Origin of the sequence: Burkholderia sp. A2, assembly GCF_001729305.1 — a bacterium.
Classification (GTDB): domain Bacteria; phylum Pseudomonadota; class Gammaproteobacteria; order Burkholderiales; family Burkholderiaceae; genus Burkholderia; species Burkholderia sola.
On record NZ_LZXX01000135.1, the window covers coordinates 1 to 20,708 of the forward strand.

The following is a 20,708-nucleotide window of genomic DNA, read 5'->3' on the forward strand; positions in this document are numbered from 1 at the left end:
CGTGCCGGCGGCCGGCGGCGTATGCGGCGCGGCCGGCGTGTTCTGCGCGAAACGCTGGAAGAACGCGTCGCTGTTGTCGCCCGCGCCGGGCGGCGGGGTGCCCGGGCCGGCCAGCGTGGACGGCGGCTGCATCTGCTGCGCGCGCGCGGTGTCGTTGAGCGCCTGTTCCTTGCGTTCCGTCTGCGCGATCAGGTCGGACAGCGGATCGGGCGCGACGGCCGGATACAGGTCGAACACGAGCCGGTACTTGTAGGTGCCGACGGGCGGCAGCGTGAACACCTGCGGCTTCACCGAGCCCTTCAGGTCGAACACCATCCGCACGACGTGCGGCTGATACTGGCCGACGCGCACCGACTGGATCTGCGGATCGTTCGGCGCGATCTTCGATACGAGGTCGCGCAGCGCCTGGTCGAGGTCGAGGCCGCTCAGGTCGACGACCAGACGGTCGGGCCCCTGCAGCAGCTGTTGGCTATTCTGCAGCGGCTGGTCGGATTCGATCGTGACGCGCGTGTAATCGCGTGCGGGCCACACGCGCACGCCGAGCACCGACGACGCATGCGCGAGCCGCGGCGCGACGAGACCGAGCACCAGCGTCGACGCTCCCGCGCGCAGGATCTGACGGCGCCGCCAGTTGTGCGTCGCGGTGGCCGCCGATTCGATCGAGCGGAACGGTTTGATCAACATCTTTCGAGACATGCCTTTCCTGAAGCGCTGTACGCCCGGACGGTGAGGGCACGGCCGTCGCCATCCACGTCGAGCGAGAAAACCAGATCGGGCACGCCGAGCAGCGCGCCCGCCTGTTGCGGCCATTCGACGAGGCAGATCGCGCTGGAATTGAAATATTCGCGAAAGCCTGCATCGGACCATTCGGCCGGATCGTTGAATCGATACAGATCGAAGTGATAGACCTCGAGTTCCCCGTCGCTGCGCTCGAGCGCGTACGGCTCGACGAGCGTATAGGTCGGGCTGCGCACGCGGCCCGGGTGGCCGAGGCCGCGCAGGATCGCGCGCACGAGGGTCGTCTTGCCCGCGCCGAGATCGCCGACCAGCTGGATCTGCAGCCCGTCGAACGCATGGGCGCGGGCGAGCTCGATGCGCGCCGCGTCGAGCGCGTGCGCGAAGCGGGTGCCGAAGGCCTCGGTTGCCGCTTCGTCGGCGAGCGCGATCACGCGCTCCGCGAGCGGGGCGGGCAACATGGCTTGAGGCGGTTGGCTGGGCGTGGCTGGCATTCTCGTAAAATAGTGCGATGAACCGACTACCGGAACGCACCGCATCCGACCGGCCTTCGACTCGTGCCGAAGGCGCGGCGCCGTGCGCGCTCGACGATGCGGCGTTGACTGCGCTCGCCGCTCGCATCAGGGCGTGGGGGCGCGAATTGGGTTTCGGGGCGATCGGCATCAGCGACACCGATCTCTCGGATGCCGAAGCGGGCCTCGCCGCCTGGCTGGAAGCCGGATACCACGGCGAAATGGATTATATGGCCAAACATGGGATGAAACGCGCGCGGCCGGCCGAACTTGTGGCCGGTACGCGACGCGTGATTTCCGTGCGGCTCGCCTACCTGCCGGCCCAAACGCTCGCGGCCGACGCGCCCGGCGGCGAGCCCGGCGCGCTCGCGCCGCACGACTGGCGCGCGCGCGAACGGGCGCGGCTCGACGATCCGCGGGCGGCCGTCGTGTCGATCTATGCACGCGGCCGCGACTATCACAAGGTGCTGCGCAACCGGCTGCAGACGCTCGCGGAGCGCATCGAGCACGAGATCGGCGGGTTCGGCTACCGCGTGTTCACCGATTCGGCGCCCGTGCTCGAAGTCGAACTCGCGCAGAAGGCCGGGGTCGGCTGGCGCGGCAAGCACACGCTGCTGCTGCAGCGCGATGCCGGCTCGCTGTTCTTTCTCGGCGAGATTTACGTCGACCTGCCGCTGCCGACCGATGCGCACACGTCGCCCGACAGCGCACCCGAAACGCCCGGCGCGCACTGCGGCAGCTGCACGCGCTGCATCGACGCGTGCCCGACCGGCGCGATCGTCGAGCCGTACCGCGTCGACGCGCGCCGCTGTATCTCGTACCTGACGATCGAACTGAAAGGCAGCATCCCCGAGCCGCTGCGGCCGATGATCGGCAATCGCGTGTACGGCTGCGACGACTGCCAGCTCGTGTGCCCGTGGAACAAGTTCGCGCAGGCCGCGCCCGTCGCCGATTTCGACGTGCGGCATGGCCTCGATCGCGCGACGCTCGTCGAGCTGTTCGCGTGGGACGGCGAGACGTTCGATACGCGGATGCAGGGCAGCGCGATCCGGCGCATCGGCTATGAAAGCTGGCTGCGCAATCTCGCGGTCGGGCTCGGCAATGCGTTGCGCGCCGGCGCGGACCGGCTCGCGCCGTCGGCGCGCGACGCGATCGTGGCCGCGCTGCGCGCCCGCGCCGACGATCCGTCGCCGGTCGTGCGCGAGCATGTCGAATGGGCGCTGCGAGCGGCGTGAAGGCGGCGTAAAGTGTCGTCGGCGCGCGGGCAGGGCCGCGCGCATCCCGGTCAGGAGAAGGCAATGTTCAACGCAGTCATCGACGCGCCGTTCGGCAAGGTCGGCATCCGCACGGATGCCGCGGTGGTGCGCGAGATCGTCTATCTGCCCGAATCGATGAAGTCGGTCGATCCGGATTCGGCGCTCGCGAAGCGCGCGGTCGAGCAGATCGAACGTTATTTCGAGCGCGCGTCGGCGCGTTTCGACCTGCCGCTCGCCGACGTCGGCAGCGCATTCCAGCACCGCGTGTGGGACGTGATCAGCGACATCCCGCCCGGGACGGTGCTGACCTACGGCCAGGTCGCGAAGCGGATCGGCAGTGCGCCGCGCGCGGTCGGCCAGGCGTGCGGCGCGAACTACTTCCCGCTCGTGATACCGTGCCATCGCGTCGTCGCGGCGGGCGGCCTCGGCGGGTTCGCGAACCACGACGACAACGGCTATTACCAGCGAGTGAAGCGCTGGCTGCTGGCGCACGAGGGCGTGCCGTACCAATGAGCGAACCGATGATTTCCCCCGACGTCGACAACGATACCGATGCCGTCGCGGCATCGCCCGCGCTGCTCGCGAGCCGCACGTCGATCGACGTGTTCTGCGATGCGCTGTGGCTCGAGCACGGGCTCGCGCGCAACACGCTCGATGCGTACCGGCGCGACCTGGCGCTGTTTTCCCACTGGCTGGCCGCGACGCACGACGCGTCGCTCGACTCGGCCGACGAGGCGATGGTGACCGGCTACATCGCCGCGCGCAGCGACGGCAAGGCGACGTCGTCGAACCGGCGGCTGTCGGTGTTCCGCCGCTATTACGGCTGGGCCGTGCGCGAGCATCGCGCGAGCGCGGACCCGACGCTGCGGATCACGTCGGCGAAGCAGGCGGCCCGGTTCCCGTCGACGCTGTCCGAGGCGCAGGTCGAGGCGCTGCTCGGCGCGCCCGACATCGGCACGCCGCTCGGCCTGCGCGATCGCACGATGCTCGAGCTGATGTACGCGAGCGGGCTGCGCGTGAGTGAGCTCGTCACGCTGAAGACCGTCGAGGTCGGCCTCAACGAAGGCGTCGTGCGCGTGATGGGCAAGGGGTCGAAGGAGCGGCTCGTGCCGTTCGGCGAAGTCGCGCACGGCTGGATCGAACGCTACCTGCGCGATGCGCGGCCGGCGCTGCTCGGCGCACGCGCGGCCGATGCGCTGTTCGTGACCGCGCGCGGCGACGGGATGACGCGTCAGCAGTTCTGGAACATCATCAAGCGCCACGCACAGCAGGCCGACGTGCGCGCGCACCTGTCGCCGCATACGCTGCGGCACGCGTTCGCGACGCACCTGCTGAACCACGGCGCCGACCTGCGCGTCGTGCAGCTGCTGCTCGGCCACAGCGACATCTCGACCACGCAGATCTATACGCACGTCGCGCGCGAGCGGCTCCGGACGCTGCACGCACAGCATCACCCGCGCGGCTGACGCGCGACGCGTCCGTCCGGCGCGGCGCGGGCGCCGATGCGGGCTGCGCCGCTGGCGCCCGCCGCGTCAGACCAGCTCGCGCAGCCGGTGCTTGAGCACCTTGCCGGTCGACGCGGCCGGCAGCGCATCGAGCACGCGGATGTGCGCGGGGCGTTTGTAAGCCGTGAGCCGATCCGCGCACCATGCGTGCAATGCCGCCTCGTCCGCCGCCGCGCCCGGCAGCAGCTCGACGAACGCGAGCACTTCCTCGTTGCCTTCGATCGCGCGGCCGATCACGGCCGCCTGCACGACGTCCGGATGCGCGTTCAGCACCTGTTCGACCTCGACCGGATATACGTTGAAGCCCGAGCGGATGATCAGCTCCTTGCTGCGGCCTGCGATCGTCACCGCGCCGTCCGCGTCCTGCCGCGCGAGATCCCCGGTGCTCAGCCAGCCGTCCGGCGACACGGCTGCGCGCGTCGCGTCCGCGTCGCGGTAGTAGCCGAGCATCACGTTCGGCCCGCGCACGCGGATTTCGCCGACTTCGCCCGGCGGCACGTCGGTGCCGTCCGGCGCGACGATCCGCATGTCGACGCCCGGGATCGGCACGCCGACCGAACTGTCCGCGCGCGGCGCGTCGAGCGGCGTCTGCGTGATCGTCGGGCTGCTTTCGGTCATCCCGTAGCCGTTGTGCAGCGGCACGCCGTACAGGCGCTCCACGCGGGCCTTCAGGTTCGCATCGAGCGGCGAGCCGCCCGAATACGCGAAGCGCAGCCGCGGCGCGCGCCAGGCGTGGCCGTGCGTGTGCAGGTGTTCGAGCAGCTTCGCGTGCATCGCGGGCACGCCCTGGAAGATCGTCACGCCTTCGTCGGCGAGCGCGACGCGCACCGCTTCCGGCGAAAAGCGCGGCGCGAGCCGCAGCGTCGCGCCTGCGTACAGGCTGCCGACGCACACCGACGCGAGCCCGTACACGTGCGACACGGGCAGCACCGTGTAGACGACGTCGTCCGGCGACACGCGGCGCAGCGTGCTCGATATCGCCGCGATGAACAGCAGGTTGCGGTGCGACAGCATCACGCCTTTCGGCGTACCGGTCGTGCCCGTCGTATAGATCAGCGCCGCGCATTGCCCCGCGCCGTCGACGGCCACCGGTTCGGCGGGCGCGCCCGCATCGACGCGATACGACCACGCGCCGATGTCGACCGGCAGCGCGCCGGCGGGCGTCGCGCCGAGCCGCTCGGCGTGGGCGCGTGCGTCGGCCGATGCGTCGGTCGTGAACGCGATCAGCTTCGGACGCGCGTGCGCGGCGATCGCGTCGAGCTCGGCGGCCGACAGCCGCGCGTTCGACACGAGCGCCCAGGCGTCGAGGCGCGCGGCCGCGAACAGCAGCACGATCTGCGCGACGCAGTTTTCCGCGACGATCATCACGCGGTCGCCGCCTTGCACGCCGAGGCGCGCCAGCCGCGCGGCCGCCGCGTCGACGGCCTGCGCCAGCTCGCCGTACGACAGCCGGCGCGCATCCTCGATCAGCGCCGGATGCGCGGGAGACTGCGCGGCCCGGTGCGCGGGCACGTCGGCGATGCGACGCGGCAGCGCGGCGAGCAGCGCATCGACGTCGAGCGATTCGGATGAACGGATGGGCGAGGACATGGCGTCTCCAGATGAGTGGCCGGCGAGCGCCGACGATATTTGCGAACGATCGTGCCATGAGGGCGCGCGCGCCACAATCAGCCAATCGGGCAATAGCGCTTCACGATGTTCGCAACGATGATGGGCATACGCGCGACGGCGAGGCGGCGGGCCGGCGGAAAACGGGCCGCGAGTATACCGTCGGCGCGGGCACGCCATCACGCGCGCGCCGATCGTTCGCCATTAAAATGCCGCCATGAGCAAATCCAGACACGTGTCCGAAACCCCCGCGACCCAGTGGCTGCGCCGTCATGGCGTCGCCTTCGGCGAGCATCCGTACGAATACGTCGAGCACGGCGGCACCGGCGAATCGGCGCGCCAGCTCGGCGTCGACGAGCACAGCGTCGTGAAGACGCTCGTGATGGAAGACGAGCACGCGAAGCCGCTGATCGTGCTGATGCACGGCGACCGCACCGTGTCGACGAAGAATCTCGCGCGGCAGATCGGCGCGAAGCGCGTCGAGCCGTGCAAGCCCGAGGTCGCGAACCGCCATTCGGGCTATCTCGTCGGCGGCACGTCGCCGTTCGGCACGCGCAAGACGATGCCCGTCTACGTCGAGGCGACGATCCTCGAATTGCCGACGATCTACCTGAACGGCGGCCGGCGCGGCTACCTCGTCAGCCTCGCGCCGGCGGTGCTCACGTCGCTGCTCGGCGCGCGGCCCGTGCAGTGCGCGAGCGTCGACTGAGGGTTTCACCTTCGTGGCACCCCGCGCCCGTTCGGTAGAATGGGCGCCGTTTCGGCCTGCCGGCTCGCCGCGCACGGCCGTCCCTTTCCCGATACGTTGAAAGAAGAGTCCTCCGCATGCAGATCCTGCTCGCCGCCCTCGTTGCCTACCTGATCGGTTCGGTGTCGTTCGCCGTCGTCGTCAGTTCCGTGATGGGCCTGGCCGACCCGCGTTCGTACGGATCGAAGAATCCCGGCGCGACCAACGTGCTGCGCAGCGGCAACAAGAAGGCCGCGATCCTGACGCTCGTCGGCGACGCGTTCAAGGGCTGGATCGCGGTCTGGCTCGCCCGGCGCTTCGGCCTGCCCGACGTCGCGGTGGCATGGGTCGCGATCGCCGTGTTCCTCGGCCACCTGTACCCGGTGTTCTTCCGCTTCCAGGGCGGCAAGGGCGTCGCGACCGCGGCCGGCGTGCTGCTCGCCGTGCACCCGGTGCTCGGGCTCGCGACCGCGCTGACCTGGCTGATCGTCGCGTTCTTCTTCCGCTATTCGTCGCTCGCCGCGCTGGTGGCGGCCGTATTCGCGCCGGTGTTCGACGTGTTCCTGTTCGGCATGCCGGGCCACAACCCGGTCGCCTGGGCCGTGCTCGCGATGAGCGTGCTGCTCGTGTGGCGTCATCGCGGCAACATTTCGAAGCTGCTCGCGGGGCAGGAGAGCCGGATCGGCGACAAGAAGAAGGCGGCCGCGGACGGCGGCGCGCAGGACGGCGGGAAGGCCTGAGAACGCGCGGCGCTGGCCGCGCGCCGGGCGCGCCGCGTGTGCGGGGCCCGGCCGGATGACCCGACGCGGCGGTTGCCGGTCAGTCGCGGAAGTTGTTGAAGTCGAGCGGCGTGTCGGTCACGTCCTTGCGCAGCATCGCGATCGTGCTCTGCAGGTCGTCGCGCTTCGTGCCCGAGATGCGCACCGCGTCGCCCTGGATGCTCGCCTGCACCTTGATCTTGCTGTCCTTCACGAGGCGCACGATTTTCTTTGCCAGGTCGCCCGTCACGCCCTTCTTCACGGTGACGATCTGCTTGACCTTGTCGCCGCCGATCTTCTCGACCTTGCCGTAGTCGAGGAAGCGCACGTCGACGTTGCGCTTGGCCAGCTTGCCGATCAGCACGTCCTTGACCTGGCCGAGCTTGAAATCGTCGTCGGCGAACAGCGTCAGCTCGCGTTCCTTCTGCTCGACGCGCGCGTCGGAGCCCTTGAAGTCGAAGCGCGTCGAAATTTCCTTGTTCGACTGCTCGATGGCGTTCTTCACTTCGATCATGTTCGCTTCGGAAACGACGTCGAACGATGGCATGGCATTCTCCCTTGAGATGCGGGCACCCGGCTCGCGCGCGGGCACTCGCTATAATTGCGGACTATTTGCCATTTTACCGATGCCCCTCCGTTTGCCCAAGGCCAGCCATGCGCCGCCGGGCCGACGTGACCGCGAATGCCGATGCCTCCTGACGATTCCGCCTTGTCGCTGCTTCCCGACCATCCGCTCGCCGCGCACAACACGTTCGGCATCGCCGCGCGTGCGCGCTTCGCCGCGCGCATCACGCAAGCGGCGCAGTTCGAGGCGCTGCATCGCGACCCGCGGGTCGCGAGCCTGCCGCAACTCGTGCTCGGCGGCGGCAGCAATATCGTGTTCACGCGCGATTTCGACGGCGTCGTGCTGCTCGACGAGATCGCCGGCCGCCGCGTCGTGCGCGAGGACGACGACGCGTGGTACGTCGAGGCCGGCGGCGGCGAGAACTGGCATGCGTTCGTCGCATGGACGCTCGAGCACGGGATGCCGGGCCTCGAGAATCTCGCGCTGATCCCGGGCACCGTCGGCGCCGCGCCGATCCAGAACATCGGTGCGTACGGCCTCGAGATGAAGGCGTATTTCGATTCGCTGATCGCGGTCGAGCTGGCGACCGGACGTAGCGAGCGCTTCGACGCCGCGCGCTGCGCGTTCGGCTATCGAGACAGCTTCTTCAAGCGGGAAGGGCGCGGCCGGTTCGCGATCGTCGCGGTGACGTTCCGGCTGCCGAAGCAATGGACGCCGCGGCTCGGCTATGCGGACGTCACGCGCGAGCTCGACGCGCGCGGCATCGCGCCCGATGCGGCGACGCCGCGCGACGTGTTCGATGCGGTCGTCGCGATCCGTCGCGCGAAGCTGCCCGATCCGCTGGTGCTCGGCAATGCGGGCAGTTTCTTCAAGAATCCGGTGATCGACGCCGCGCAGTTCGATGCGCTGCGCGCCCGCGCGCCGGAGGTCGTGTCGTATCCGCAACCGGACGGGCAGGTGAAGCTCGCGGCCGGCTGGCTGATCGACCGCTGCGGCTGGAAGGGGCGCGCACTCGGGGCGGCGGCCGTCCATGACCGCCAGGCGCTCGTGCTCGTCAATCGCGGCGGCGCGACCGGCGCCGACGTGCTGGCGCTGGCGCGGGCGATCCAGGCTGACGTGCGCGCGCGGTTCGGTGTCGAGCTGGAGGCGGAGCCGGTCTGCCTGTAACGGCGCGCGCCGGTTTTTGGTGCCCCCAAACGAAAAGCGCCGATCGTCGACCGGCGCTTTTTTACGCGTGTGCGTTGCCGCGCGTCAGTGCTTGAGGCGGCCGAGCAGCAGGAACTCCATCAGCGCCTTCTGCACGTGCAGGCGGTTTTCCGCTTCGTCCCACACGACGCTCTGCGGGCCGTCGATCACGCCGGCCGTCACTTCCTCGCCGCGGTGCGCGGGCAGGCAGTGCATGAACAGGGCGTCCGGATTCGCATGGCCCATCATTTCCTCGTCGACGCACCAGTCGGCGAATGCCTGCTTGCGCGCCTCGTTCTCGGCCTCGAAACCCATGCTCGTCCACACGTCGGTCGTCACGAGATCGGCGCCCTTGCACGCTTCGTTCGGATCGTCGAACACTTCGTAGAAGGGCGCGCTGTCGGGCGACACGAGCTTCATGTCGAGCGCATAGCCGGGCGGGGTGGACAGGCGCAGCTTGAAGCCGAGGATCTGCGCCGCCTCGATCCACGTGTACAGCATGTTGTTCGCGTCGCCGACCCACGCGACGGTCTTGCCGGCGATCGGGCCGCGGTGCTCGTAGTACGTGAAGATGTCGGCGAGCACCTGGCATGGATGGTATTCGTTCGTCAGCCCGTTGATCACCGGCACGCGGGAATTCTGCGCGAAGCGCGTGATCACGTCCTGTTCGAACGTGCGGATCATGATGATGTCGACCATTCGCGAGATGACCTGCGCGGAATCCTCGACGGGTTCGCCGCGGCCGAGCTGCGTGTCGCGCGTGCTCATGAAGACGGCGTGGCCGCCGAGCTGGAAGATCCCGGCCTCGAACGACAGGCGCGTGCGCGTCGAGCTCTTCTCGAAGATCATCGCGAGCGTGCGGTCGTGCAGCGGGTGATAGGTCTCGTAGTTCTTGAACTTGCGCTTCAGGATACCCGTGCGTTCGAGCACGTACTCGTAGTCTTCCAGCGAGAAATCCTTGAACTGCAGGTAGTGACGAATGGTTTTGGCGGTCATGAAACGAAATACGGCGGGTCTCACCCGGCAGCGAGGCCGGACGGCGCCGCCGTCGGGTGTGGATAACTCAAAGCAGCATAAAGGATTTTCTGTGCTTTGACGAGCCGTGGAGCGACGCGGGGCAGGATTGCCGCGCGCGACCGGCAGTGCGGGAGGCGGGCGTCGGGACGCCGCGCAATGGCGCGCTGCGGTATAATTCAAAAGTTTTCTCCAGCCCGGCAGGCAAGGCTTTTCGCGCTCTGCCGGACACAAGCCGTGCGCTGCACAAATCCTGTGCAGTCCACCGGCGGCGCGCATCGACGCTCCGTTTTCGGGATATCGATCGGCGCGTGCGGCCGACCCTCCAGCTTTGTGTTCGCGTATCCAGGCGCCGTTGCCTGGACATCGCCGGGCCGTCACTTGGGTAACCACATGGCTGAAACCCCTCCGACCGAATTTTTCATCCAGGGCATCACGAAAGACGGGAAAAAGTTTCGCCCGAGCGACTGGTCGGAACGTCTGGCCGGTGTGATGGCCTGCTTCGGGCCGGGGGCGAGCGGGCCGAATGCGCGTCTCAAGTATTCGCTGTACGTGCGCCCGACGATGCTCGGCGACCTCAAATGCGTGATCCTCGATTCGCGGTTGCGCGACATCGAGCCGATGGCTTTCGATTTCGTGCTGAATTTCGCGAAGGACAACAACCTCGTCGTGACCGAGGCGTGCGAACTGCCGGACTACAACACGAAGAAATGAGTGATGCCGATGGGCGAGGGCACGTGCTGCGCTCGCCGTCAGGCAAGTCAGTGCCGCCGCCGCGCACGATGCGCCGGCGGCCGGCAACGAAAAAGCCCGCCTAGGCGGGCTTTTTCGTGATCGCAGGAAACAGGAACGCCCGCCTGAGCGGGCGCACCGGAGTTACGCTGCTGCCTGCAGGCCCTTGACGGCTGCGGCCAGGCGGCTCTTGCTGCGAGCGGCCTTGTTCTTGTGAACGATCTTCTTGTCGGCGATCGTGTCGATCGTCTTCACGGCAGCCTTGAACAGCTCGGCAGCCTTTGCCTGGTCGCCGGCTTCAACAGCCTTGCGAACCGACTTGATCGCGGTACGGAATTTCGAGCGCAGCGCCGAGTTGTGCGAGTTTGCCTTCGCGGCTTGGCGGGCGCGCTTGCGTGCTTGTGCGGAGTTAGCCATGACGGTTCCTTATCCTGTCCTGTTTCCAGAGCTTGGAGCCTGACGGCCAAGCGCTGCTTTTCGATCCGTCCCCTGAGAACGATTGCCCAGGGGCGCATAAAAAAACGGTGATTTTAACCGAGGCCGGGACATGAAAACGGCAGTTGCCGTGCATGTACGAGCCCAGAAACCGGCGATTATAGCAACAAAATCAAGCGAGTGGCAAGTTCGACGTAACGCCCGCCGGGCGGGGCGCTGGCGGTGGCGGCGCTTTTCGGCATCGGCCCATGGCCGGGTCGCGCAACGTCCGTATAATAAGCGCCCCATGAATCTATTCCGAGCCCTGCTGACGGTCAGCGGCTTCACGCTGCTGTCGCGCGTGACCGGACTGGCCCGCGAGACGCTGATCGCCCGTGCGTTCGGCGCCAGTCAATACACCGACGCGTTCTACGTCGCCTTCCGTATCCCGAACCTGCTGCGCCGCCTGTCCGCCGAAGGCGCGTTCTCGCAGGCGTTCGTGCCGATCCTCGCCGAGTTCAAGAACCAGCAGGGGCACGATGCGACGAAGGCGCTCGTCGACGCGATGTCCACCGTGCTCGCGTGGGCGCTGGCCGTGCTGTCGGTCGTCGGCATCGCCGGCGCGTCGTGGGTCGTGTTCGCGGTCGCGTCCGGCCTGCACGCCGACGGCCAGGCGTTCCCGCTCGCGGTCACGATGACGCGGATCATGTTCCCGTACATCGTGTTCATTTCGCTGACCACGCTCGCGTCGGGCGTGCTGAACACGTACAAGAGCTTCTCGCTGCCCGCGTTCGCGCCGGTGCTGCTCAACGTCGCGTTCATCGCCGCGGCCGTGTTCGTCGCGCCGCACCTGAGGGTGCCGGTCTACGCGCTTGCATGGGCGGTCATCGTCGGCGGCGTGCTGCAGTTTCTCGTCCAGTTGCCGGGCCTGAAGAAGATCGACATGGTGCCGCTGATCGGCGTCAACCCGCTGCGCGCGCTGCGTCATCCGGGCGTGAAGCGCGTGCTCGCGAAAATGGTGCCGGCGACGTTCGCGGTATCCGTCGCGCAACTGTCGCTGATCATCAACACCAACATCGCGTCGCGGCTCGGGCAGGGCGCCGTGTCGTGGATCAATTACGCCGACCGCCTGATGGAATTCCCAACCGCGCTGCTCGGCGTCGCGCTCGGCACGATCCTGCTGCCCAGCCTGTCGAAGGCGCACGTCGACGCCGATTCGCACGAGTATTCGGCGCTGCTCGACTGGGGGTTGCGCGTCACGTTCCTGCTCGCGGCGCCGAGCGCGCTCGCGCTGTTCTTCTTCGCGACGCCGCTTACCGCGACGCTGTTCAACTACGGCAAGTTCGACGCGCATACCGTCACGATGGTCGCGCGCGCGCTCGCGACCTACGGGATCGGGCTCGTCGGCATCATCCTGATCAAGATCCTCGCACCGGGCTTCTATGCGAAACAGGACATCAAGACGCCGGTGAAGATCGCGGTCGGCGTGCTGATCGTCACGCAGCTGTCGAACTACGTGTTCGTGCCACTGATCGGCCACGCGGGCCTCACGCTGAGCATCGGTGTTGGCGCGTGCCTGAATTCGCTGCTGCTGTTCCTCGGGCTGCGCAAGCGCGGCATCTACCAGCCGTCGCCGGGCTGGCTGCGCTTCTTCGTGCAGCTCGTCGGCGCGGCGCTCGTGCTCGCGGGCCTGATGCACTGGTGCGCGATCAGTTTCGACTGGACCGGCATGCGCGCGCAGCCGCTCGATCGCATTGCGCTGATGGCGGCGTGCCTCGTGCTGTTTGCTGCACTATATTTCGGTATGTTGTGGGTGATGGGCTTCAAATACGCTTACTTCAGAAGGCGCGCCAAGTGACGACCGCAATGACCCGCGTCCTCGACTACTTCAGCACGCTCGTGGCGGACGACGACAGTCTGCCCGTCACGGAAGCCGCGCTGTCGCTGGCGCAGGACGCGTATCCCGACCTCGACCTGCAGGGCACGCTGGCCGAACTCGACATGCTGGCGGCGCGGCTGCGCCGGCGGCTCGCCGACGATACGGACCTGAAGGGCCGCGTCGCCGCGCTGAACGACTTCTTCTTCCGCGAACTCGGCTTCGCGTGCAATCACAACGATTACTACGACCCCGATAACAGCCACCTGAACGCCGTGCTGAAACGGCGGCGCGGGATCCCGATCTCGCTGTCGGTGCTGTACCTGGAGCTCGCCGAGCAGATCGGCGTGCCGGCGCGCGGCGTGTCGTTTCCCGGCCATTTCCTGCTGCGCGTGACGCTGCCGGACGGCGACCTGATCATCGATCCGACCAACGGCCATTCGCTGTCCGAAGCCGAGATGGTCGAGATGCTCGAGCCGTACGTCGCGCGGGCGGCCGGCGCCGTCGACAGCGCGTTGCGCGCGCTGCTGCAGCCGGCGACGAGCCGCGAGATCATCGCGCGGATGCTGCGCAACCTGAAGACGATCTATCTGCAGACGGAGCGCTGGCAACGGCTGCTCGCGGTGCAGCAGCGGCTCGTGATCCTGTTGCCCGAGCAACTCGACGAGGTGCGCGACCGCGGCTTCGCGTATGCGCGGCTCGACTATCTGCGCCCCGCGCTCGAGGATCTCGAGCAGTATCTCGGCGAGCGGCCCGAGGCGGAAGACGCGACCGTCGTCGAGTCGCAGGTCAGCGAATTGCGACAGCGGATGCAGCGCGACGGCGAGGATTGAGCCGTCGCGGTATCGCCGGAACCCAGAACGTCAAAACGCCCGCATCACGGGCGTTTTTCGTTTGCAGTGGCTCGCCTTTGCTGCGGCTGCCTCCGGATCGCGCCGTCGAGCCGGATCACTTTTCCGTCGAGCATCGGTTCTCACGATCTGGCGCACCAGCATCGCGTATTCGTCGGTTTGCCGAGCCGCGGGGGGAACGGCACCATCGCGCCAAGCGTCTCCTGCACGTCCTGGCGTGCCGAGCAGCATCGGCGTCTCGAACAGCCCGGGCGCGATCGTCATCACGCGGATGCCACTGCGCGACGCGTCGCGTGCGATCGGCAGCGTCATACCTGCGACGCCGGCTTTCGACGCCGCATAGGCGGCCGGGCCGATCTGACCGTCGTAGGCGGCGACCGACACGGTGCTGACAATCACGCCGCGCTCGCCGCCGTCGTTGGGCAAGGTCGCGGCCATTGCGGCGGCCGCAACCCGAATCATGTCGAAGGGACAGATCACATTCACATTGACCGTCTTCGCGAACACGTCGAGGAGACGCGCTGCCGACGGTTTCCGTGGCAGGCGCGATGCCTGCGCAGTTGACGAGGCCGCGCAGCGCGCCCGCGCGCGTCGAGGGCCGCTGCGCATCGGCCTTGCTCGATACGTCGCAGCGCACGAACAGACCGCCAGCTCGCTCGCGAGGGCCATGCCGGCCGCCTCGTTCAGGTCGGCGAGCACCACCTTGCCGCCGGCCTGCGCGAGCATGCGGGCCGTTCCGGCGCCGAGGCCCGATGCGCCGCCCGTGATCGGAAAGACGTTGCCGCGATTCTCCATCGCTGTCTCCTTGGTTGCGTCCGATGCCGGTCGATCGGAGGAAAGGCCGGGGCGCCGGTCCACGCGGCCCATGCGTCGATCGATCGTACGGGGCGCTGCCGGCGCCGGCGAGACCGGCACGGTCGTGCCGGGCATCCGGATTGGACAAGCTAGCGTTTCGCCGGACTGTCCGGCGTGCGTGGCGTGGTGTCGTCCGTGACCGACAGACAAAGTCCATTGACGCCATGACGAGCGGCGTCCTGCTTGCCTCGTGCCTGTGCGGCCTGTTCCAAACAGCGATGCTATCGGCGCTTGGCCCAAGCGCTGCCGGTCCTGTTTGCTGAGAGGGCAGGTCAATCCCGTCCCAAAAATGGGCGCGTAATTCGTTGATTGTTGAAGATTTTTCGGTTGCTAGCCCTGCATTGGATCGGCGAAAACCGAAATTCGTACTAGTACTAGAGGTGATTGGAATGTAATGGTACCGGTCCTATTTCATGGATTTTTGTTTTCATCGAAAATCTACTTCGCGGATTTGATTTTCTCCGCATTGAATGGTGATTTAAATCGATGTTGGGCAATCTCGATTGCTTGCGGTTATTCAATGAAACTCGGGTCAACTTGCTCTGGCGCCGTGCATGATCGGTGACTCAGGAGCATGGTCTATGAGGCGCAGGCCAATCCCGAATTAAAGTCGGCCAAGCACACGGGTAATTCGAAAATATCTTGCTGGCACATCCGCCGAAGGTGGCGATTGGGAAATCGTCGGAAAAGTAGGCGACCTTTTTAGAATTATTTCAAATGATCTTTAAGTTTATATGGTCCGGTGTCGGTGCTGACGCGCGGGCGGTCAACCTGTCGCCAGCAAGCGGAATGGAGCAGCTTTTATGAATCGTGTTTATCGTATCGTTTTCAATCGCGGGCTCGGCCTCTGGCAGGTCGTGGGTGAACATGCCCGTAAACAGGGCAAGCAGGCTGGCCGGCCGATCGTGCGCCGGCGACGTACTTCGCCCAGGGTAAGCGGGGCGCTGTCTGCACTGGCCCTTGTCTCCCTTGTCACTTCAGGGCTCGCACCGGCGGTCTTCGCGCAAACGCCCCTCGTCGAAGGTAGCGGCGATATCGCCCCTGCACCACCGGCCGGCTCATCGTCGGAGTGGAATACCGATACGCTCACCGTCGGCGATACAGGCGCCGGCAGGCTGGAGATCAGTAACGGTGGCAAAGTGTTCAATACACGAACCGCCACTATCGGCAATGCCGCAGGCAGCGTGGGTTCGGCTATCGTCTCCGGCCAGGGCTCGATCTGGTCCAGCCAGGCTGCTCTTCAGGTCGGCCACCGGGGTGAAGGTGCGTTGGACATCGAGAACGGCGGCAAGGTGACCAATACGGATGGCGTCGTGGGCAATGAGGTGGCCGGCAAAGGCACGGTCAGGGTGTCCGGCCCGGGATCCACGTGGGAGAACCGGGGGGATCTCTTCGTCGGGGAACTTGGCACCGGCACGCTCACCCTCGAGAACGAAGGCAGCGTCACGTCCCGAAATGCCATCGTCGGCCGCAACGCCGGCAGCACCGGTTCCGTCCACGTCACCAAGAACGCGAGTTGGGAGAATTCGGGCGATGTGTACATCGGCGGCTGGGGCAACGGAACGTTGACCGTCGACCAGGGGGGGCGAGTATCAAGCGCCAAGGCAACCGTCGGCGTTTTTCGAAGCGGCAGTGCCATCGTCTCCGGGCCGGGTTCCTCGTGGGCGGCCGGGGAGCTTCTGACCATCGGGTTCAGCGGCGCCGGCGCGCTCACGCTGGCGGACAGCGGCGTCGTATCGGCCGACACCGCCGAACTTGGGTGGGCATCGGGTTCTTCCGGCACGCTCAATATCGGCTCGGCAGCCGGCGATCCCGCAGCACGTGCAGGCGTCCTGAATGCCAACGAACTCAAGTTTGGTAGCGGCAATGCCACGCTCAACTTCAATCATGCGGACACGGACTATACGTTCGGTACGGCGCTTGTCGGCGAAAGCAGTTACCGTCATCGGATCAATCAGCTGTCGGGCGAGACGCGCCTGACCGGCGACAATGCCCGGTTCAAAGGCGTGACGACGGTATCCGGCGGGACGCTGATCATTGCGGACCGGATAGGTGGCTCGGCGGAGGTCTCCGGCGGGACCCTGCAATTCGGTGACGGGAGTTCGGGCCGCTCGAGCCAGTTGGACGGCCATCTGTCCGTCAACGGTGCGGGAAGCACACTCGCGGTGAAGGGGGCCGCCACCCTCGCGGTGGCAGCCGAGCTGGCAATGGGCGAGCAGTCTGTCCTGTCCCTTGTCGCCGATGCGCAGACGCCTGCCGTGCAGGCGGGGTACGTGACGCTGGGCAACGACGTTGTCTTCAACCTGAGCGGTATCAGCGAGGCGAGCGAGCTGGACAAGGTGTTGATCGATGCCCGCTCCCACATCGAGGGCGATTTCAGCAAGGTCACCGTCGGTGGTTTCAATGGCACGGTGGACTACCTCACGCTGAACACGCGCAAGTCCGATGACCAGACACAGTACCTGGCGAGCTATGGTTTGAGCTGGACCGCGGGCAACAACCTGGCCCATGGCACGTTCACGCTCGCCGACAACACGGACACCTTCGATGTCGGAATCGCGCTCGCCGACCAGGCGGCCAATCCCGCTGCCGGCTGGAGCGGCAAGGTTCTGACCAAGCAGGGGGCTGGGACCTTGGTTCTTTCGGCGGACAATACTTATAGCGGTGGCACCCATATCGCCGCCGGCACCTTGCAACTCGGCAATGGCGGAGGCACAGGTTCAATCGTCGGCGATGTCGTCAACCACGGCACCCTTGCCTTCAACCGCAATGACAGCCTGACATTCGACGGCGCCATCGGCGGCACGGGGCAGGTCGTCCAGATGGGCAGCGGCACTACCGTCCTCACCGGCAGCAACAGCTACAGCGGCGGCACCGTGCTGGCAGATGGCACCTTGCAGGTCGCCCGGGACGGGAACCTCGGTGATAGCGGCGGCGGCCTGACCTTCACTGGCGGCACGCTGAAGACGACGGACAGTTTTGACACCGGCCGCAGCGTGACGCTGTCGCAGGCAGGGCAGTTCGACGTGGCCGACGGCACCGCGCTGGGCCTGACCGGCCGGGTGTCCGGCGACGGCGATCTGCTCAAAAGCGGAGCCGGCACGTTGCGTCTGGGCAGCGTCGAGAATGCCTATGGCAATACGCAGGTCCAGGCGGGTACCTTGATCGGCAATGCCGCGTCGATTTCCGGAAACATCGGCAATGCCGGCACGGTGGTCTTCGATCAGGGGGAAGATGCTGCATTCGCCGGCAATATCGGCGGCCTCGGAGACCACGATGGGAAGATGCTCAAGCAAGGCGAGGGCAACCTCACGCTCGCCGGTCACTCGTCGCTCGACTGGTCGATTCAGGCCGGTGCCCTGACTACCGAGGCCGAGCGTTTTGGCGGCAACGCGGACATCGCCGCCGGCGCTAGCCTCGCGTTCGACCAGAAGGGCGATGCTGCCTATGCAGGCGCCCTGTCCGGCGCGGGCCTGTTCGTCAAAAGCGGCAGCGGCGCGCTCCTGATGCAAGAGGACAACACCGGTTTCACCGGCCTGACTCAAGTCGAAGATGGCAAGCTGGTAGTAAACGGCAAGCTCGGCGGCTCGATGCAGGTTCGGACGGGCGGTATCCTGGCTGGCTCGGGCACGATCGGTTCGGGGGTCGGTTCAACCGTTACCGTCGCCGATGCGGGTACTCTGTCGCCGGGCAATTCGATCGGCACGCTGACGGTGGATGGCGATCTCGAATTCAAGAAGGGGGCGCGGTTCGTGGTCGAGGTTAATCCGGATGGCAAGGATTCGGACCTGGTTCACGTCAGCGGCAACACGCGGCTCGACGGGGGCACGGTCGCCCACGTCGGCGCTACTGGCAAGTACCAGCTGCGTTCCACCTACACGATCCTGTCCTCCGACAAGAGTCTTGTCGGTGCGTTCGGCGATGTGACCTCGGACTTCGCTTTCCTGGATCCGAAACTGCGCTATGACTATGATCTCGGGACCGTCGACCTCACGCTCGTCCGCAAGGATCGGGCGTTCGCCTCGGTTGCGATGACCCGCAACCAGACCGCGACGGCCAACGCCATCGACTCGATCGGGTTCGATAGCGGACACGCCGTGTACGATGCGATTGCACAGCTTCCGGATGACCGCGACCTGATCCGCCGCAGCTTCGATCAGCTATCGGGTGAAATCCATGCGTCGATGAAGTCGGCCCTCATCGAAGAAGGCCATATCGTCCGTGATGCCGCTACTGACCGCCTGCGTGCCGCTTTCGACGATGTTGCCGCATCCTCTTCGCCGGTCACGGCCCATGAAGACGGACACATGACACTCGCCAGCCCGGCGGGCAATCGTGGTGCCGCCTGGGCCCGGGGATTCGGTGAGTGGGGCCATGCCGGTAGCGATGGCAACGCCGCGTCGCTCAATCGTTCGACAGGCGGTCTGTTGCTGGGTGCCGATGCGCAGGTCTTCGACACGTGGCGGCTCGGCCTGTTGGCGGGCTATAGCCGTACCAGCACCCATGTGGCGGATCGTGCCTCATCGGGCAACAGTGACAACTACCACCTGGGCGCCTATGCCGGCACCCGCTGGAATCTGCCTGAAGGCGCGCTCAGCTTGCGCACGGGGCTGACCCATACCTGGCATCGGATAGGGACCAGCCGCTCGGTCGAGTTTCCCGGTTTCTCCGACAAATTGAATGGCCATTATGGTGCGGGAACGTTCCAGGCCTTCGCCGATTTGGGTTATCGCATCGACTTGCCGTCGGCGTCCGTCGAACCCTTCGTCAATCTGGCGTATAGCCGACTGCACAGCAACGGTTTCTCCGAGCAAGGCGGAGAGGCGGCGCTGCATGGAAAGGCGCAGAGCACCAATACCATGTTTACCGTGCTCGGCCTGAGGGCGTCGACGAAACTGGATATCGGCGGGATCGGAATCACCGCTCGCGGCTCGCTCGGCTGGCGGCATGCGCTAGGCGACACCACGCCGCTGTCGACTCATGCCTTTTCGACCGGCAATGCCTTCACCGTCGCGGGCGTTCCGCTGGCAAAAAACGCTGCGCTGGTTGAAGCGGGATTCGATATGGCCGTCACGCCGTCGGCCCGCCTCGGACTGTCCTACGACGGACAGATCACAGGCAGCACGCGTCAGCACGGCGTGAAAGCGACCGTCAATGTCAGCTTCTGACGCGCCGTTCGGTTAAGTGATCGAGTGAGTACGTCAGACTGCTCGTCAACGTAAAACGGCCCGATCGCAAATGCGATCGGGCCGTCAAGTCCCGTCCTGCCCGTTATATCGTTCGATATTGTCGGAAAAACCTCAATCAACTGAACGGCATTAACCCGGAAAGGGCGGCATTGCGATGCACGGACGCGCTGCTTACTTCAGTGCGTCGAATGCGCGTTCGCGGATTTCGTCGACGGTGCCGAGGCCCGAGATCTTGCGATACTGCGGCGCCTTCAAACCGTTTTCCTCGCCGCGCTGCGCCCAGTCGCCGTAGTACGTGATCAGCGGCTTGGTCTGCGCCTCGTACACTTCGAGACGCTTCTTGACAGTTTCTTCCTTGTCGTCGTCGCGCTGGATCAGCGGTTCGCCCGTCACGTCGTCGTGCCCTTCGACCTTGGGCGGGTTGAACTTGACGTGGTACGTGCGACCCGATGCCGGGTGCGTGCGGCGGCCGCTCATGCGCTCGATGATTTCCGAGAACGGGACGTCGATCTCGAGCACGTAGTCGATCGCGACGCCGGCGTCCTTCATCGCGTCAGCCTGCGCGATCGTGCGCGGGAAGCCGTCGAACAGATAGCCGTTCGCGCAGTCGGATTCCTTCAGGCGTTCCTTGACGAGGCCGATGATCAGCGCGTCCGGCACGAGCTTGCCGGCATCCATGTAGCCCTTCGCCTCGACGCCGAGCGGCGTGCCGGCCTTGACGGCCGCACGCAGCATGTCGCCGGTCGAGATTTGCGGAATCCCGAATTTTTCCTTGATGAAGTTTGCCTGGGTGCCCTTTCCCGCGCCGGGCGCGCCCAACAGGATCAAACGCATGGTGATATCTCCAAGTATGTAGATTCGTGTGGCGAGACGCAAAGGCGTCGGCGACGGCGGGCGCGGGGCTTGCACGGCGCATGGCGGACCGG

At 66.4% G+C, this 20,708-nt stretch carries 18 protein-coding genes; 10 read left to right on the forward strand and 8 right to left on the reverse strand.

All coding sequences use genetic code 11. From position 1 onward, the window contains the following. The coding region (locus A9Z05_RS30030; protein WP_141723511.1) for an AMIN domain-containing protein at positions 1 to 696 on the reverse strand (696 nt) is incomplete at its 3' end. Next, positions 678 to 1,229 carry a tRNA (adenosine(37)-N6)-threonylcarbamoyltransferase complex ATPase subunit type 1 TsaE gene (gene tsaE, locus A9Z05_RS30035; RefSeq protein ID WP_069621264.1) on the reverse strand — a complete coding sequence of 184 codons (552 nt, stop codon included), beginning with the start codon at positions 1,227 to 1,229 and terminating at the stop codon, positions 678 to 680. The genes tsaE and A9Z05_RS30030, both read right to left, overlap by 19 nt. 17 nt (positions 1,230 to 1,246) lie before the next feature. Here tsaE and queG point away from each other — a divergent pair, with 17 nt between their 5' ends. The 3 genes from queG (at position 1,247) to xerD (ending at position 3,969) form a co-directional block, all read left to right on the forward strand. Beyond that, positions 1,247 to 2,482 (forward strand): tRNA epoxyqueuosine(34) reductase QueG, encoded by a 1,236-nt coding sequence (gene queG / locus A9Z05_RS30040; RefSeq protein WP_069621265.1) that lies wholly within the window; start codon positions 1,247 to 1,249, stop codon positions 2,480 to 2,482. A 63-nt stretch (positions 2,483 to 2,545) separates the two neighbouring features. Continuing rightward, positions 2,546 to 3,016 carry a methylated-DNA--[protein]-cysteine S-methyltransferase gene (locus tag A9Z05_RS30045; RefSeq protein WP_069621266.1) on the forward strand — a complete coding sequence of 157 codons (471 nt, stop codon included), beginning with the start codon at positions 2,546 to 2,548 and terminating at the stop codon, positions 3,014 to 3,016. Continuing rightward, positions 3,013 to 3,969, forward strand: a complete 957-nt coding sequence (gene xerD / locus A9Z05_RS30050; RefSeq protein WP_069621267.1) for a site-specific tyrosine recombinase XerD — start codon at positions 3,013 to 3,015, stop codon at positions 3,967 to 3,969. The genes A9Z05_RS30045 and xerD overlap by 4 nt, the downstream gene beginning before the upstream one ends. Positions 3,970 to 4,035: 66 nt before the next feature. On the opposite strand, the gene A9Z05_RS30055 is transcribed toward xerD, so the two are convergent. Further along, positions 4,036 to 5,598, reverse strand: a complete 1,563-nt coding sequence (locus tag A9Z05_RS30055; protein ID WP_069621268.1) for a class I adenylate-forming enzyme family protein — start codon at positions 5,596 to 5,598, stop codon at positions 4,036 to 4,038. 235 nt (positions 5,599 to 5,833) lie between these two features. Between A9Z05_RS30055 and ybaK the strand changes: the two genes are divergently transcribed. Both ybaK and plsY read left to right on the forward strand, forming a co-directional pair. Continuing rightward, positions 5,834 to 6,325 carry a Cys-tRNA(Pro) deacylase gene (ybaK, locus tag A9Z05_RS30060; protein ID WP_069621269.1) on the forward strand — a complete coding sequence of 164 codons (492 nt, stop codon included), beginning with the start codon at positions 5,834 to 5,836 and terminating at the stop codon, positions 6,323 to 6,325. A 116-nt stretch (positions 6,326 to 6,441) separates the two neighbouring features. Next, positions 6,442 to 7,083 (forward strand): glycerol-3-phosphate 1-O-acyltransferase PlsY, encoded by a 642-nt coding sequence (gene plsY, locus A9Z05_RS30065; protein ID WP_069621270.1) that lies wholly within the window; start codon positions 6,442 to 6,444, stop codon positions 7,081 to 7,083. A 79-nt stretch (positions 7,084 to 7,162) separates the two neighbouring features. On the opposite strand, the gene A9Z05_RS30070 is transcribed toward plsY, so the two are convergent. After that, a complete protein-coding gene (locus A9Z05_RS30070) occupies positions 7,163 to 7,648 on the reverse strand; it encodes a YajQ family cyclic di-GMP-binding protein (RefSeq protein WP_006482217.1) in 486 nt (161 codons plus the stop codon). Between the two features lie 135 nt (positions 7,649 to 7,783). Between A9Z05_RS30070 and murB the strand changes: the two genes are divergently transcribed. Further along, positions 7,784 to 8,833, forward strand: a complete 1,050-nt coding sequence (gene murB / locus A9Z05_RS30075) for a UDP-N-acetylmuramate dehydrogenase (RefSeq protein ID WP_069621271.1) — start codon at positions 7,784 to 7,786, stop codon at positions 8,831 to 8,833. 84 nt (positions 8,834 to 8,917) lie between these two features. On the opposite strand, the gene argF is transcribed toward murB, so the two are convergent. Further along, positions 8,918 to 9,847: an ornithine carbamoyltransferase gene (argF, locus tag A9Z05_RS30080; RefSeq protein WP_006482207.1), complete on the reverse strand. Its 930-nt coding sequence runs from the start codon at positions 9,845 to 9,847 to the stop codon at positions 8,918 to 8,920. 411 nt (positions 9,848 to 10,258) lie between these two features. Between argF and A9Z05_RS30085 the strand changes: the two genes are divergently transcribed. Continuing rightward, a complete protein-coding gene (locus A9Z05_RS30085; protein WP_011546046.1) occupies positions 10,259 to 10,579 on the forward strand; it encodes a DUF3579 domain-containing protein in 321 nt (106 codons plus the stop codon). Between the two features lie 162 nt (positions 10,580 to 10,741). On the opposite strand, the gene rpsT is transcribed toward A9Z05_RS30085, so the two are convergent. Further along, the gene (gene rpsT / locus A9Z05_RS30090; protein ID WP_006482211.1) at positions 10,742 to 11,014 is read right to left on the reverse strand and encodes a 30S ribosomal protein S20; all 273 of its coding nucleotides are present in this window, start codon (positions 11,012 to 11,014) and stop codon (positions 10,742 to 10,744) included. 304 nt (positions 11,015 to 11,318) lie between these two features. On the opposite strand from rpsT, the gene murJ reads away from it, so the two are divergent. Together murJ and A9Z05_RS30100 are read left to right on the forward strand one after the other, a co-directional pair. Beyond that, entirely contained in the window at positions 11,319 to 12,869 is a 1,551-nt protein-coding gene (gene murJ / locus A9Z05_RS30095; protein WP_069621272.1) for a murein biosynthesis integral membrane protein MurJ, read from the forward strand. Between the two features lie 8 nt (positions 12,870 to 12,877). Further along, positions 12,878 to 13,720, forward strand: a complete 843-nt coding sequence (locus tag A9Z05_RS30100; protein WP_011546044.1) for a SirB1 family protein — start codon at positions 12,878 to 12,880, stop codon at positions 13,718 to 13,720. 30 nt (positions 13,721 to 13,750) lie between these two features. On the opposite strand, the gene A9Z05_RS30105 is transcribed toward A9Z05_RS30100, so the two are convergent. Beyond that, the gene (locus tag A9Z05_RS30105; RefSeq protein WP_256122130.1) at positions 13,751 to 14,533 is read right to left on the reverse strand and encodes an SDR family NAD(P)-dependent oxidoreductase; all 783 of its coding nucleotides are present in this window, start codon (positions 14,531 to 14,533) and stop codon (positions 13,751 to 13,753) included. 863 nt (positions 14,534 to 15,396) lie between these two features. Between A9Z05_RS30105 and A9Z05_RS35525 the strand changes: the two genes are divergently transcribed. Beyond that, positions 15,397 to 19,761 (forward strand): autotransporter domain-containing protein, encoded by a 4,365-nt coding sequence (locus tag A9Z05_RS35525; RefSeq protein ID WP_084044498.1) that lies wholly within the window; start codon positions 15,397 to 15,399, stop codon positions 19,759 to 19,761. Positions 19,762 to 19,953: 192 nt separating this feature from the next. Here the strand turns inward: A9Z05_RS35525 and adk are convergent, their stop codons facing one another. After that, on the reverse strand, positions 19,954 to 20,616 hold the full coding sequence (gene adk, locus A9Z05_RS30115; protein WP_050017061.1) for an adenylate kinase: 663 nt from the start codon (positions 20,614 to 20,616) through the stop codon (positions 19,954 to 19,956). Positions 20,617 to 20,708 lie beyond the last annotated feature (92 nt).

What these genes read in the sequence shown, in the direction of transcription:
- tsaE (WP_069621264.1), bottom strand. Translation starts at nt 1,229, where the DNA reads ATGCCAGCCACGCCCAGCCAACCGCCTCAAGCCATGTTGCCCGCCCCG.
- queG (WP_069621265.1), top strand. Translation starts at nt 1,247, where the DNA reads ATGAACCGACTACCGGAACGCACCGCATCCGACCGGCCTTCGACTCGT.
- A9Z05_RS30045 (WP_069621266.1), top strand. Translation starts at nt 2,546, where the DNA reads ATGTTCAACGCAGTCATCGACGCGCCGTTCGGCAAGGTCGGCATCCGC.
- xerD (WP_069621267.1), top strand. Translation starts at nt 3,013, where the DNA reads ATGAGCGAACCGATGATTTCCCCCGACGTCGACAACGATACCGATGCC.
- A9Z05_RS30055 (WP_069621268.1), bottom strand. Translation starts at nt 5,598, where the DNA reads ATGTCCTCGCCCATCCGTTCATCCGAATCGCTCGACGTCGATGCGCTG.
- ybaK (WP_069621269.1), top strand. Translation starts at nt 5,834, where the DNA reads ATGAGCAAATCCAGACACGTGTCCGAAACCCCCGCGACCCAGTGGCTG.
- plsY (WP_069621270.1), top strand. Translation starts at nt 6,442, where the DNA reads ATGCAGATCCTGCTCGCCGCCCTCGTTGCCTACCTGATCGGTTCGGTG.
- A9Z05_RS30070 (WP_006482217.1), bottom strand. Translation starts at nt 7,648, where the DNA reads ATGCCATCGTTCGACGTCGTTTCCGAAGCGAACATGATCGAAGTGAAG.
- murB (WP_069621271.1), top strand. Translation starts at nt 7,784, where the DNA reads ATGCCGATGCCTCCTGACGATTCCGCCTTGTCGCTGCTTCCCGACCAT.
- argF (WP_006482207.1), bottom strand. Translation starts at nt 9,847, where the DNA reads ATGACCGCCAAAACCATTCGTCACTACCTGCAGTTCAAGGATTTCTCG.
- A9Z05_RS30085 (WP_011546046.1), top strand. Translation starts at nt 10,259, where the DNA reads ATGGCTGAAACCCCTCCGACCGAATTTTTCATCCAGGGCATCACGAAA.
- rpsT (WP_006482211.1), bottom strand. Translation starts at nt 11,014, where the DNA reads ATGGCTAACTCCGCACAAGCACGCAAGCGCGCCCGCCAAGCCGCGAAG.
- murJ (WP_069621272.1), top strand. Translation starts at nt 11,319, where the DNA reads ATGAATCTATTCCGAGCCCTGCTGACGGTCAGCGGCTTCACGCTGCTG.
- A9Z05_RS30100 (WP_011546044.1), top strand. Translation starts at nt 12,878, where the DNA reads ATGACCCGCGTCCTCGACTACTTCAGCACGCTCGTGGCGGACGACGAC.
- A9Z05_RS30105 (WP_256122130.1), bottom strand. Translation starts at nt 14,533, where the DNA reads ATGGAGAATCGCGGCAACGTCTTTCCGATCACGGGCGGCGCATCGGGC.
- A9Z05_RS35525 (WP_084044498.1), top strand. Translation starts at nt 15,397, where the DNA reads ATGAATCGTGTTTATCGTATCGTTTTCAATCGCGGGCTCGGCCTCTGG.
- adk (WP_050017061.1), bottom strand. Translation starts at nt 20,616, where the DNA reads ATGCGTTTGATCCTGTTGGGCGCGCCCGGCGCGGGAAAGGGCACCCAG.